At 68.1% G+C, this 12,228-nt stretch carries 15 protein-coding genes; 12 read left to right on the forward strand and 3 right to left on the reverse strand.

Features of this window, described 5'->3' with window-relative positions; all coding sequences use genetic code 11:
- The first annotated feature begins 145 nt into the window (after positions 1-145).
- The 3 genes from CSC71_RS03600 to CSC71_RS03610 all read left to right on the forward strand — a co-directional run bounded on the left by CSC71_RS03600 (position 146) and on the right by CSC71_RS03610 (position 2,097).
- Entirely contained in the window at positions 146-508 is a 363-nt protein-coding gene (locus tag CSC71_RS03600) for a hypothetical protein (RefSeq protein ID WP_162372985.1), read from the forward strand.
- Between the two features lie 57 nt (positions 509-565).
- Positions 566-874, forward strand: coding sequence for a hypothetical protein (locus CSC71_RS03605; protein ID WP_162372986.1), 309 nt, complete (start codon positions 566-568; stop codon positions 872-874).
- Between the two features lie 302 nt (positions 875-1,176).
- A complete protein-coding gene (locus tag CSC71_RS03610) occupies positions 1,177-2,097 on the forward strand; it encodes an amidohydrolase family protein (protein ID WP_162372987.1) in 921 nt (306 codons plus the stop codon).
- Between the two features lie 84 nt (positions 2,098-2,181).
- Here CSC71_RS03610 and CSC71_RS03615 read toward each other — a convergent pair whose 3' ends face one another.
- Both CSC71_RS03615 and CSC71_RS03620 read right to left on the reverse strand, forming a co-directional pair.
- Entirely contained in the window at positions 2,182-2,805 is a 624-nt protein-coding gene (locus CSC71_RS03615; RefSeq protein WP_162372988.1) for a thymidine kinase, read from the reverse strand.
- A 45-nt stretch (positions 2,806-2,850) separates the two neighbouring features.
- The gene (locus CSC71_RS03620) at positions 2,851-3,585 is read right to left on the reverse strand and encodes a tetratricopeptide repeat protein (RefSeq protein ID WP_246191944.1); all 735 of its coding nucleotides are present in this window, start codon (positions 3,583-3,585) and stop codon (positions 2,851-2,853) included.
- Between the two features lie 93 nt (positions 3,586-3,678).
- On the opposite strand from CSC71_RS03620, the gene CSC71_RS03625 reads away from it, so the two are divergent.
- Positions 3,679-5,652 carry a UvrD-helicase domain-containing protein gene (locus tag CSC71_RS03625; protein ID WP_162372989.1) on the forward strand — a complete coding sequence of 658 codons (1,974 nt, stop codon included), beginning with the start codon at positions 3,679-3,681 and terminating at the stop codon, positions 5,650-5,652.
- Positions 5,653-5,872: 220 nt separating this feature from the next.
- Positions 5,873-6,430 carry a hypothetical protein gene (locus CSC71_RS03630; RefSeq protein WP_162372990.1) on the forward strand — a complete coding sequence of 186 codons (558 nt, stop codon included), beginning with the start codon at positions 5,873-5,875 and terminating at the stop codon, positions 6,428-6,430.
- Between the two features lie 187 nt (positions 6,431-6,617).
- On the opposite strand, the gene CSC71_RS03635 is transcribed toward CSC71_RS03630, so the two are convergent.
- Positions 6,618-7,142, reverse strand: a complete 525-nt coding sequence (locus tag CSC71_RS03635; protein ID WP_162372991.1) for a hypothetical protein — start codon at positions 7,140-7,142, stop codon at positions 6,618-6,620.
- Positions 7,143-7,184: 42 nt separating this feature from the next.
- On the opposite strand from CSC71_RS03635, the gene CSC71_RS03640 reads away from it, so the two are divergent.
- The 7 genes from CSC71_RS03640 (at position 7,185) to CSC71_RS03670 (ending at position 12,196) form a co-directional block, all read left to right on the forward strand.
- Entirely contained in the window at positions 7,185-7,574 is a 390-nt protein-coding gene (locus tag CSC71_RS03640; RefSeq protein WP_162372992.1) for a hypothetical protein, read from the forward strand.
- Between the two features lie 9 nt (positions 7,575-7,583).
- Entirely contained in the window at positions 7,584-7,775 is a 192-nt protein-coding gene (locus CSC71_RS03645; RefSeq protein ID WP_162372993.1) for a hypothetical protein, read from the forward strand.
- Between the two features lie 7 nt (positions 7,776-7,782).
- Positions 7,783-8,322 carry a DinB family protein gene (locus CSC71_RS03650; protein WP_162372994.1) on the forward strand — a complete coding sequence of 180 codons (540 nt, stop codon included), beginning with the start codon at positions 7,783-7,785 and terminating at the stop codon, positions 8,320-8,322.
- 59 nt (positions 8,323-8,381) lie between these two features.
- Entirely contained in the window at positions 8,382-9,263 is an 882-nt protein-coding gene (locus tag CSC71_RS03655; RefSeq protein ID WP_162372995.1) for a 5'-nucleotidase, lipoprotein e(P4) family, read from the forward strand.
- Positions 9,260-9,979, forward strand: a complete 720-nt coding sequence (pyrF, locus tag CSC71_RS03660) for an orotidine-5'-phosphate decarboxylase (protein WP_162372996.1) — start codon at positions 9,260-9,262, stop codon at positions 9,977-9,979. Before CSC71_RS03655 ends, pyrF begins: the two co-directional genes overlap by 4 nt.
- Positions 9,976-10,905 (forward strand): winged helix-turn-helix domain-containing protein, encoded by a 930-nt coding sequence (locus tag CSC71_RS03665; protein WP_162372997.1) that lies wholly within the window; start codon positions 9,976-9,978, stop codon positions 10,903-10,905. The genes pyrF and CSC71_RS03665 overlap by 4 nt, the downstream gene beginning before the upstream one ends.
- 325 nt (positions 10,906-11,230) lie before the next feature.
- On the forward strand, positions 11,231-12,196 hold the full coding sequence (locus tag CSC71_RS03670) for a hypothetical protein (protein WP_162372998.1): 966 nt from the start codon (positions 11,231-11,233) through the stop codon (positions 12,194-12,196).
- Positions 12,197-12,228: the final 32 nt, after the last annotated feature.

The raw sequence follows: 12,228 nt of genomic DNA on the forward strand, positions 1-12,228 counted from the left end.
GTCGGGACGCGAGATCCGGTGTGCGGCCCCTGCTGAATTACGGTGCGGCTACACCGAGGCGTTATCGGGCGCGCACACCGGGCTCTCGGCGCTTACAGTAGGGGAAAGCAAAGACATAAGGCGTTAGCTCTTCAGGGGAAAACACGTGGGTCCAAAGTCCTATATCTTGGCCGCCGGGGCCACCCTGTCTCTTGCTGCGGGTGCTCTTGCTCAGCATTTCTACCCATACGCGGAGCGCAGTCCGATAGACATCGGCGTTGCCATTCTTGGCGCGATCCTGATTTTCGCTTGGTACCGGCTGGATGCCGCTCAACTGGGGTTTCGCCGTAGACCTTTGTTAAACGTCGCGGTGATCGCCGTCGCCATTCTCGGGTTGCCTTACTATTTCTTCCGTTCCCGCGGATTCAAGCGCGGACTCGCCGCAACCGGCCTGTTCTTGCTAGCCATTTTGTCGTCTGGTGTCTTGACTATTCTAGGTAGTGCCGCCGTTTACGGGCTGCAGAGCTAACAATTCATTCAAGCCGAACCCGCTTCGCGGCTCGGCTTAATTCAGGCGTTAGCGCTCATGACAGCTCGCAATGCATTGCCAAGAGTCTGCCTGGCCGTACTGATTGCGATTGTCCTTGCCGTCATCCTTGCGATTGCGTCCAGTTGGCTTTTGCAATGGAACACGCCGGGCGACCTGCTTTTTGACCAAGGTCTTGTCCAAAGCTTGGCCCTTGGCGTTCTTCCAACGGCAGCCGTCATCGTCAATTTGCTCATCGCCTCTTACAGAGCCGCTGAGAGACATGCTTGGGCGTGGTTAGCTGCCTCTTTAATTATCTGGCCCTTGAGCTTCTGGTACACAATTGTGGAGGCCCGCGGTGAGCGCTAACAATTCATTCAAGCCGAACCCGCTTCGCGGGTCGGCTTGATCCAGGCCCCAGGTAGCGCACCCTTCGCGGCCGGCATCGGCCTCCGGAAGGAGGGGCGCCATGGCCAAGTTCCGGTCTCCCCTCCCCGTGCGGCGATGGTCGTGCCCGACGGCAGGCGGGAGGCGCCAGGCCGTGCCCGGGGCCACCGGCATGAGACGCCGGTCCGTGTTGGCCGCAACGTGGACTTTCATTCGTTCCACCTTTGCAAGCCCGCATCCGCGTGACCCGATGAGGGACGACTTTGGGAAGCCGGGAGACGACCATGATCCGTTTCTTGTTTCTGTTCCTGGGCCTGTCGGCTTTTGCTTCTTTCGCCGGCGCGCAAACCCCCGCCCCGCGCCCCGCGGTAATCGACATGCACGTCCACGGCGCGAACACCACGCCGCAGCAGGCACGCGAACGCATGGCCGCGCTGAACGTCCGGTACCTGTTCGTGCAAGTCCTGGCGCCGGAGTTGCCCGCCTGGAATGCCGCGTTGGGCGGCGACAATTTCCAGCCTTCACTCGGCTTCCCGTGCCCGGGCGGTCGGGCTCCGTTCGTCGACCGCCCGTGCTGGGAGGGCACGTCGGACTTGCCGGACCCCGCTTGGGTGCGCGAGGAATTGCGCAGCGGCCGGATCAAGGCGTTCGGCGAGCTCGTGCCGCAGTTGTTCGGCATGGCGCCGGGCGACGAGCGCCTTGAACCCTATTGGCAGCTCGCCGAGGAATTCGACATCCCCGTTGCCATCCACATGGGACCCGGGCCGCCGGGCGCCGCGTACGGGTCGGGCGCTTCCCCGGCGAAGTTCCCGGACTTCCGCATGGGCGCCGGGAACCCGCTGCTCCTCGAGGACCTGCTGCTCCGCCACAAGCGCCTGCGCCTGCTCGTGATGCACGCCGGATGGCCCTATTCGGAGTCCATGATCGCACTCCTCTACGCCCACCCGAACGTGTATGTCGATGTCGGGGCGTTGCAGGCCGGGTTCATGGTGCCGCGGGCGAGCTACTACGCTTATTTGCGCAGCCTGGTCGATGCCGGCTTCGCCAAGCGCATCGTGTTCGGCTCCGATTTCCCCAACCAGGTGGAACCGGGCATCGACGCCATCGTCTCCGCCGAATTCCTCAGCGACGCGCAGAAGTCGGACATCCTTTGCGGCAATGCCACGCGTTTCTTGCGGCTGGACGGATCCACGTGCACGCAGTGACCGCATGCCGCTTCCCGCTGCCGGGAACCAGGGCCGCACGACCCTCGGCATGAAGAAGGCGCGGGCCGGCAGTCCGGCCCCCGCTCAGTCCAGCGGCAACGGTGCCTGCAACGGCTCGATGGTGCCCTCGCCGCGCATCACTTTCTTGAACTCGGCGCGGCTGACCGAGACGTAGCGCTCGTTGCCGCCGATCTCGACCTGCGGCCCGTCCAGCACCGCGCGGCCGCTGTCGTCCACGCGCACGGTCATCGTCGCCTTCTTGCCGCTGTGGCAGATCGTCTTGATCTCCTGCAGCTCGTCGGCCCAGGCCAGCAGGTACTGGCTGCCCTCGAACAGCTCGCCGCGGAAGTCGGTGCGCAGGCCGTAGCACAGCACCGGGATGCGCAGGCGGTCGACGACCTCGCTGAGCTGCCACACCTGCGCCTTGCTCAGGAACTGCGCCTCGTCGACCAGCACGCAATCGAGCTTGCCGTGCGCGGCGATGTCGGCTTCGACCCAGCGCTCCAGGTCGGCCGCGTGGTCGAACGCCGCGCCTTCGGCCTTCAGCCCGATGCGCGAGGCGACCGTGCCGCTGCCGGCGCGGTGGTCCAGCTTCGGCGTCAGGATCGCCACGCGCATGCCGCGCTCGCGGTAGTTGTGCGCCGACTGCAGCAGCGTGGTGGTCTTGCCGGCGTTCATCGCCGAATAGTAGAAGTAGAGCTTGGCCATGCCGGCATTCTAACTGTCGGCCACTGTCGCGACCTGCAGCAGCGCTCAATCGCCGCTGTCGGCATCGCCGTCGCGCAGCACTTCCACGTCGCCGACATCGACCCGCGGGTCGAGCAGGTTGCGCCACACCCGGTCCTGGGTTTGCCAGTACAGATCGAGTTTCCAGTAGTCCTCGGCGTACAGGCGCTCCGGGTCGATGCCGGTGGCGGTGCCGTTGACGAACGCGGTGATGCGCAAGGCATTGGCGCCGGAATAGCCGAGCAGGCTGCCGGTCGACCTCGACAGTTCGCGCCGCATCGCCTTCGCCTGCCGCGCCTTGGCGGCTTCGTCGCCGTACTCGGCCAGCATCGCCCGGTCGCGCTGTTTGGCGAGTTCGCGTTCGTCCGGCGCAAGCGCGTTCCAGTACGCCAGCTTCATGTCGGTGAAGATCGGGTAGCCGCGCTCGGCGGCCAGCGCCATCCACAGGAAGCCCTCGACGCGGTCCCGCGTCACGCCCTGTCCGTTCCAGTACATCTCGCCGAGCCGCGCCTGCGACGGCTTGTCGCCGTAGCGGGCGGCGAGCAGGTAATGCTTGCGCGCCGCGTCCGGGTTCCCGGCCTTGTCGCGGCGGAAGCCGGCGTTGCGGTGGAACAGGTCGGGGTGGCCTTCGAGGAAACCGTCGGTCGCGGCGTCCGGCGGCACGTCCGGGACGAACGCGCGCGGCTTCGCCGCATCGGCAGCCCAGGCCGGCGCGGTCGCCAATGGGACGAGAAGCGCGATGGCGATCATCTTCCTGCGCACGGAATCGCTCCAAGCAGCTGTCGACTTCGCACAGGATAGCGCCAAGCCGCGGCGGCCACGATAAACTGACGGCCTATACGCAAGCCCCGTCCGATGCACTCCCTCAACCCCCCCCAACGCGCCGCGGTAGCGCATACCGAAGGCCCGCTGCTGGTGCTGGCCGGCGCCGGCAGCGGCAAGACGCGCGTGATCGTCGAGAAGATCGCGCACCTGGTGCAGTCCGGGCGCTACCCGGCCAAGCGCATCGCCGCGATCACCTTCACCAACAAGGCCGCGCGCGAAATGCGCGAGCGCCTGGCGAAGCGGCTGAAGGGCGACACCGGCGAAGGCCTGACCATCTGCACTTTCCATGCGCTGGGGCTGAAGTTCCTGCAGACCGAGCACGCCGCCGCGGGACTGAAGCGCGGCTTCTCGATCTTCGACGCCGACGATTCGCACGCGCAGCTCAAGGACCTGATGCCGGGCGCGAAGCCGGATTCGATCGAAGCGATCAAGTCGCTGGTTTCGCGCGCGAAGAACGCCGGGCTGTCGCCGGAGCAGGCGCTGGACGCGGCGCGCACCGCGCGCGAGGTCGAGGCGGCGAAGCTGTACGCGCGCTACCAGGCGCGGCTGACCACGTTCAACGCGGTCGACTTCGACGACCTGATCCGGCTGCCGGTGCAGATCCTCGAGGGCCACGAGGAAATCGCCCTGGGCTGGCGCGAGCGCATCGGCTACCTGCTGGTCGACGAATGCCAGGACAGCAACGACGCGCAATACCGCCTGCTGAAGGCGCTGACCGGGCCGCGCGGCAACTTCACCTGCGTGGGCGACGACGACCAGAGCATCTACGCCTGGCGCGGCGCCAACCCGGAGAATCTTTCGCAGATGGCGAAGGACTACCCGAAGCTGCAGATCGTCAAGCTGGAGCAGAACTACCGCTGCAGCAACCGCGTGCTGCGCGCGGCCAACGCGCTGATCGCGCACAACCCGCACGAGCACCTGAAGAAGCTGTGGAGCGACCAGCCCGACGGCGACAAGATCCGCGTCTGGGAATGCCGCGACAACGAGCACGAGGCCGAGCGCGTCGCCGCCGAGATCAGCTTCCTGCACACCGCGCGCGACGCGCCGTGGAGCGAGTTCTGCATCCTGTTCCGCGGCAACCACCAGTCGCGCGCGCTGGAGAAGGCGCTGCAGCTACTGCGCATCCCCTACCACCTGACCGGCGGCACCGCCTTCCTCGAACGCCAGGAAGTGAAGGACGCGCTGTCGTGGCTGCGGCTGGTCGCCAATCCCGACGACGACGCGGCGTTCCTGCGCGCAGTGCAGTCGCCCAAGCGCGAGGTCGGCGCGACCTCGCTGGCCAAGCTGGCCGAGATGGCCCAGCACGCGCACCTGCCGATGGCGCGCGCGGCGCAGGCGCACGGCGCGCTGAAGGCGCTGCCGGCGCGCGCGGCGAACGGGCTGAGCGAGTTCAACGACATCGTCCACGACCTACGCGAGCACGCGGCGAAGCTGACCGCGGCCGATCTGTTGCGCCGTCTCGCGGAGAAGTCCGGCCTGCTCGCCGACCTGCGCGCGCAGTGCAAGGACGAGGCGACGTTCCAGCGGCGCAAGCAGAACCTCGAGGAACTCGCCGAGTGGTTCGAAGGCGGGCGCGGCAGCGCCGGCGACCTCGCCGCGCAGCTGGCGCTGCTGTCGCGCAACGACAAGGACGACGGCGGCAACCAGGTGCGGCTGATGAGCCTGCACGCAGCAAAGGGGCTGGAGTTCCGCTACGTGTTCATCGTCGGCTGCGAGGACGGCACGCTGCCGCACGAGACGGCGATGGAGGAGGGCTCGCTGGCCGAGGAACGGCGGCTGATGTACGTCGGCATCACCCGCGCCAAGCAAGGGCTGTACCTGAGCTACAGCAAGGCCACGCGCCGCTTCCGCGAAACCGTGCGACTGATGCCGAGCCGCTTCCTCGACGAACTGCCGCAGAGCGAGTTGCTGCGCGACGGCACCGACCCGGAAGCGGAAGCCGAGCGCCGCAAAGAGCGCGCCAGCGCCGGCATCGCGGCGATTTCGGCGTTGTTCGACGATTGATCTGCAAGGTGGGCCCCGCCCCACCATTGCGCGTCGCGGCGAACGCATGCGGTGGGCTTGAGCCCGCCCTGCGGCGTCTTTGCGGTTGCAGGTCGGCGTCACGCCCCCGACGGCTTTCCTGCCCCCGAAAGCGGATGGAAATCAATGCATTGCATGACGGCGTCCTGAATTCCGAAGGGTTTGCGTTGGCCAAGATGAACCCCTTGTTCGGAGACTCGTCATGAATAGGGCATCGCTTTGGATGACTGTTGTTTCGGGCACGACGCTGGCGCTTTCGTTTGCTGCGCACGCCGGCGACAAGGACGCCAGGATCGCCCGCGCGATGAGCGCGGGACCGGCGCAGATCGCCGCCAAGGCAAGGATCATGGAGCCCGACGGTACGGTGCTGCGGGAGGGATCGAATGGCTGGACCTGCATGCCGAGCATGGGCCCGGGCATGGATATTCCGCTATGCAACGACGCGACCTGGATGGCGTTCATGCAGGCGTTCGCGGAGAAGAAAGCGCCGAACCCCACCAGCGTCGGGATTGGCTACATGTTCGCCGGCGACATGCCGGTCAACAACGACGACCCGTTCGACACCACCCGGGACCCGGGCGAAACCTGGGTAACCGAAGGGCCGCACATCATGGTGATCGTTCCGAACGCGGAATCCACGCTCAAGGACATGACCAGCGACCCCAATGCCGGTGGCCCGTACGTGATGTTCAAGAATACCCCGTACGCGCACATCATGATCCCGACCGGCCCGCGGGCAACGCCCGGGGAAAACCAGTAAGGCCCAGCGTTCCCCGATCGGGACAGGCCGGCGAAGGCGGGCGCGGGACGTGCCCGCCTTGCCGGCCTCATGCGCGTGGGCACCAAAGGGGTTCGCCCTGCATCTTCCTTGCAAGGCGCAGGGCGATGATGGGTTTCGTTTTGCTCAACCCATCCTACTCGCTCGTTCAGATCCCTATTTCCGACCTTCAAACTTGGCCGGAGCCAATGGCCTGGCGAAATTTCTTCAGTACGACTTGCCGCGCTGCCTGATGAGCGTCATATGCATCCATCAGTTCAGGAAGCAAGGCGGCAGGTTTTCCGGTTATTTCTATGTCGCGTCTAATCCTTGGCTCCAATTGGGTCTTGGATAGAAGATTGCCAAGAGTCCGTAACGCAGCGATATAACTCGTGGCAGAGGCCTTGTCGGCCTCTGTAATGTGCAGGCCATGCCTTATGAGTAGGGCATTGGTCTTGGCGACCATTTCATCAAACGCTGTTGGCTCGAAGCTGTTTGATCTGACGAACAAGTGAATGTCTTCGAGCGACTGCCACACCTCCTTGTATGCGGCTTCGCGATCATCGATAAACCGGCCGGACAGCTTCCCGCGTTTCCATTGCAGATAGCCGATGGTAGCCACGCAGATCGCGACTGCAGCAGCGATAATTTCCTTTGTCGGGAGTTCCATATGCCTCCCCGGGACATTGCTGTTATCCGGCACGCTCGCCGACATGACGGATAATAGCCGCCAAACCACCCGCAGGAACACGTGCCCATGACCCGCTCCAGCCCCGCCTGGCAATGGATCGGCTTCGCCATCGCGCTCATCGGCGTCGGCTTCAAGTACTGGCAGCTGCCGCACGCGCAGGCCTCGCAGCTGCCCGGCGCGCTGCTTGGCCCCGGCCTGGTCGCGGTCGGCGTGGTCGCGATGCTGCTGCGCGCGTTCGGCACGGCGCGATTCCGGAAGGTCTGGCTGCTGGCCGCCGCGACGGTGCCGGTCGCGGTGCTGGTGCGGATGCTCGCCGACACCCAGCAGCACGCCGGCACGCACCACTCGGGGCTGTCCGAACTGGCCATCGCCGCCGGCCTCGGCCTCGCCGCATCGCTGCTCGGCACCGCGATCGGCAGCCTGTTCCTGCTGCGCAGCAGCCGGCGCCCGGGCTGAGCCGCCGCGATGCCGTCGATCTTCGTCCTGCTCGGCATCGCGGTCGCGTGCTACGTGGCGTGGGCCGTGGCCAGCGGCAGCATCGTGGCGCGCAGCGGCATCCGCATGCGTTCCATTCGCCGCGACGAATCGCCACACTACTTCTGGTTCGTCGCCGGCTGCTACCTGCTGCTGGCGCTGGCCCTGATCTTCGTCTTCTGAGCCGACCATGAGCGACGCCGACACTTTCCGTTTGTTCTCCGACTACAACCGCTGGATGAACGGCAAGCTCTACGACGCAGCCGCCGCGTTGCCGCACGCGGAACTGATGGCGGACCGCGGCGCGTTCTTCCGTTCGATCTTCGCCACGCTGAGCCACCTGGTCGTCGCCGACACGATCTGGCTCAAGCGCTTCCGCCAGCACCCCTCCGGCGGCGTGCTGGAACCGCTGGACGCGATCCCGGCGCCGGTCGCGTTGAACGAGTTGCCGTTCGCCGAGTTGCCGGCGCTGCGCGAACGCCGCGACTGGCTCGACGCGCGCATCGCCGGCTGGACGGCGATGCTGGACGAAACGGCATTGGCCGTGCCGCTGGAATACGCCAACACCCGCGGCGAGCGTTTCCGCCGTCCGCTCGCCGGCCTGCTGCTGCACTTCTTCAACCACCAGACCCACCACCGCGGGCAGGCGACCACGCTGTTCCACCAGGCCGGCATCGACGTCGGCGTCACCGACCTGCACACGCTGGTGCCGCACCTGCGCGACGCCTGAAACCGCAGCGCAAAGCGAAGCCCGGTAGAATTCCCCGGATTCCCGTTCCGGTCCCCGCCATGCGCCCGATCCTCCTGCTCGCCTGCGCCGCGCTTGCCCTGGGCGCGTGCAAGTCCGCTTCGTTCACCGCGCCCGCCGCCGCACCGGCCGCCACCGGCCCGGTCGGGCCCGCCGCGCCGACCGCGCCGGCCGACGACAACCTCAACGCGGTGCTCTGGGTGCAGACCGCGGTCGAATACAGGGCGCTCAGCGAACAGGCCTACCGCGCCGCCGCCGACCGGCTGGACCAGGCGCTGAAGGAAAGGAACTGGGACGCGCTGGTACCGGAAGAGCGCGCCAACGCCGCCACCGGCTTGAAACCGGCGGTGGTGCTCGACGTCGACGAAACCGTGCTCGACAACTCGCCGTACCAGGCGCGGCTGATCCGCGACGGCAAGTCCTACGACGACGCGACCTGGGACCTGTGGGTCGCCGAGAAGAAGGCGAAGGCGGTGCCGGGCGTGGTCGATTTCGCCAAAGCCGCCACCGCGAAGGGCGTGACCCTGGTGTACATCTCCAACCGCGCCGTGCACCTGAAGGAAGCGACGCTGGCCAACCTGCGCGCGGTCGGCCTGCCGGTGGCCGGCGACGACGTCTTCCTCGGCCTCGGCACCGTGGTCGAAGGCTGCACCCAGCCCAAGGCGAGCGAAAAGAACTGCCGCCGCCAGCTGGCCGGCCGCAAGTACCGCGTGCTGATGCAGTTCGGCGACCAGCTGGGCGACTTCGTGCAGGTGAAGGACAACAGCGCGGCGGGCCACGCCGCGCTGTACGACGAATATGCCGACTGGTTCGGCGAACGCTGGTTCATGCTGCCGAACCCGACCTACGGCGCGTGGGAAACCCGCTACAGGGGCGAGGCGCGCCGCCAGGCCAAGCGCGACGCGCTGGACGTGGCGGAATGAGCCGCGTGCCGCTGCAACTGGGTCCGCGCGAACGGCTGATCTTCGCGCTGGATGCGCCGGACCGCGCCGAGGCGATCGCGTGGATCGACCGGCTCGGCGATTCGGTGCGGTTCTACAAGATCGGCATGGAGCTGCTGGCCTCGGGCGACTACTTCGTGGTGCTCGACGAACTGGCCAGGCGCGGCAAGAAGGTGTTCGTCGACCTGAAGTTCTTCGACATCCCCGCCACCGTCGCCGGCGCGATCCGCGGCCTGTCGCAGTGGCCGGTGACCTTCTGCACGATCCACGGCTGGCACCCGGCGATGATGGAGGCCGCGGCGGCCGCGCGCGGCGGCGAGCTGCGCCTGCTGGCGGTGACGGTGCTGACCTCGATGGACGGCGGCGACCTGCGGCAGATGGGTATTTCCGCCGAACCGATCGACGCGGTCGTGCAGCGCGCGCGCGCCGCGCAGGCCGCCGGCATCGACGGGGTGATCTGCTCGGGGCAGGAAGCGGCATCGGTCCGCGCCGCGACCGGCGCCGGCTTCGACATCGTCTGCCCCGGCATCCGCCCCGGCCCGGCCGGCGACGACCAGAAACGCACGGTCGGCGTGACCGAGGCCTTCGCCCGCGGCGCCGATGCGATCGTGGTCGGCCGCCCGATCCGGCTGGCGGCCGATCCGCGCGCCGCGGCGGAAGCGGTGCAGGCCGAGATCGCCGGCGCCCTGCGCGGATGAACCGGCAGGCCGACCCGAACCCGCCTTGCGTGTGGCGCTTCGGCGCGGTCGAGGTCGACGAGCGCGCCGCCACGGTGCAGGTCGCCGGCCAGCCGGCGCAACTGGACTGGACCTGCTTCGCGATCCTGCTGGCGCTGCTGCACGCGGCCGGTCGCCCGGTCGGCAAGGACGAACTGCTGCAGGCGGGCTGGCCCGGGCGGATCGTGCACGAGAATTCGCTGGCCAAGGCGATCGGCCGCCTGCGCCAGGCGCTGGGCGACGACGGGTCGGCGCTGGAGACCGTGCATGGCCACGGCTACCGGCTGGCGCCTGCCATCCGCGCCATCCCGATGCCCGACGCCGGGGAACCGCTCGCGACGGCGGTCAACGCAGGGGCTTCCGATGCGAAGCGGAAATTCCCGCGCCCCGCCCTGTTGCTGGCCGCAGCCGCGGCCCTCGGCTTGGCGTTCTGGCTGGCCGTCCGCGTGCCGGGCCAACCGCCCGCCGGGAACGCGGCGTCCGCGAAAGCCGCCGCTTCCCTGCCGCTGCGCACCGAATCGCCCGACACCACCGGCCGCATCCTGTGGGTGGACGACAATCCGGGCAACAACGAAAGGCACCGCCGCCTGTTCGAACAGCGCAAGATCGCCGTCTACAACGCCACCAACAACGTCGATGCGTTGAGCCTGCTGGCGATGAAACGGTACTCCCTGGTGATTTCCGACATGGGCCGCGGCCGCGGCCGGGAACCGCTGGCCGGGCTCAAGCTGCTGCAGGAAATGCGCCGGCGCGGCGACCGCACGCCGTTCTACGTGTTCACCTTCGAAGCCCCGGACGACCTGCGCCGCCTGGTCGCCGAAGCGGGCGGGCAAGGCTTGGCCGACGACCCGCAGGAACTGTACGACCTGGTCCTGCCCCTGTTCGGACCCGCGCCGGCGGCCCGCTGAGGCAGCCGCACATCCCGGATTCGATCCCGGTCACACAATCAGAATCAAGGACTTGCATTGCAATAATTCAGGTATTGCATCAGCTTGGGCCAGCCGCTAGGCTTGTCCCGTCCGGCCCGTGCCGGAATCGCGCCACAACAATGTCCTCCGGCTTCGGCCGGTTATTCGGGGGCCGGGCCAAAAGCGCCGGCCCCTTTTTTGTCGCCGCCATCCACGGCGGGCATCCGCCGGCCATCGCCGGCGCGGCGCCGAGTCGTGCCCGCCCCGCCCGCAGACCGTGCCGCCGTTCCTTGTGCGGCGGCGATGCTGCGGCCAAGATTCGGGCATGGGGAAATCCGTGCCGCACAAGCGGGGGCCGGGCGGTATCGGGGCCGCCGTCGCCGTCCTGCTCGCCGTCGCCGTCGCACTGGCTGCCTGCAAGCCGCAGCCGGCGGCGACGCCAGCCGAACTGCCCGGCGCCGCCAGCGAACCGGCCAGCGCGGTGCGCAGGCTGGCGCAGCGCCTGCACGACAACGACCTGGTCGGCTTCGCCACCGCCGCGGTGCCGGCCTCCGAATACGTGCGCCTCCGGGCCGCGTGGCGCGACAGCGGCAGCCGCTGGCCGCTGACCCTGCTGCCGCTCGACGACCAGTTGCTGCCGTTGCTGAAGACTCTGTCGGCGCCGGAGGCGGAAACGCGGCTCAAGCGCGGCTACGACCTGCAGTTGGCCAACCAGAACCGCGACCTGCGCGACGCGGCGCGCAACCTCGGCCTGTTCGGCGTGAAGTACGTGCAGGAACGCGACGAATACACCGAGGAAGAGCGCCGCCACTACGCGCAGGCGATCGCCGCGCTGAGCGCCTGGGGCCAGCAGGCGCCGCTGGGCGACCCGAAGCGCGCGCACGCGACGATCGACCGGCTGTGCGCGGCCGCGCGCCGCACCGGCATCGACAACGACGAAACCCTGCGCACGCTGGGCATGGAACAGAGCCTGCGGCGGCTGGCGCCGTTCTTCGCCGAGATCAAGGCGGTGCTGGACGACAGCTACGGGTTGCCGCTGGACCAGGCGCTGACGGACCTGCGCAGCGGCCTGGTCGCCGAACTCGGCGAGCACGCGCAGGTGCAGGTGCGCTACCCGCTCGCCGGCAAGGAAATCGACACCGTCGTCGACCTCGAACGCCGCTACGGCCGCTGGTACCTGGCCGGCTACCTGCGCGATGCGGAGAAGATCCTCGCCGCGATCCCGCCGCCGCCGCCGGAGGAAGCGGCCCCGGAACCGGCGGGCGCCGCCGCGACCAGGCCCGCCGACTGATCCGGCCGCCGGCGCCTGCCCCCGGGAACGGC

Origin of the sequence: Pseudoxanthomonas sangjuensis (assembly GCF_010211755.1) — a bacterium.
Lineage (GTDB): Bacteria > Pseudomonadota > Gammaproteobacteria > Xanthomonadales > Xanthomonadaceae > Pseudoxanthomonas_A > Pseudoxanthomonas_A sangjuensis.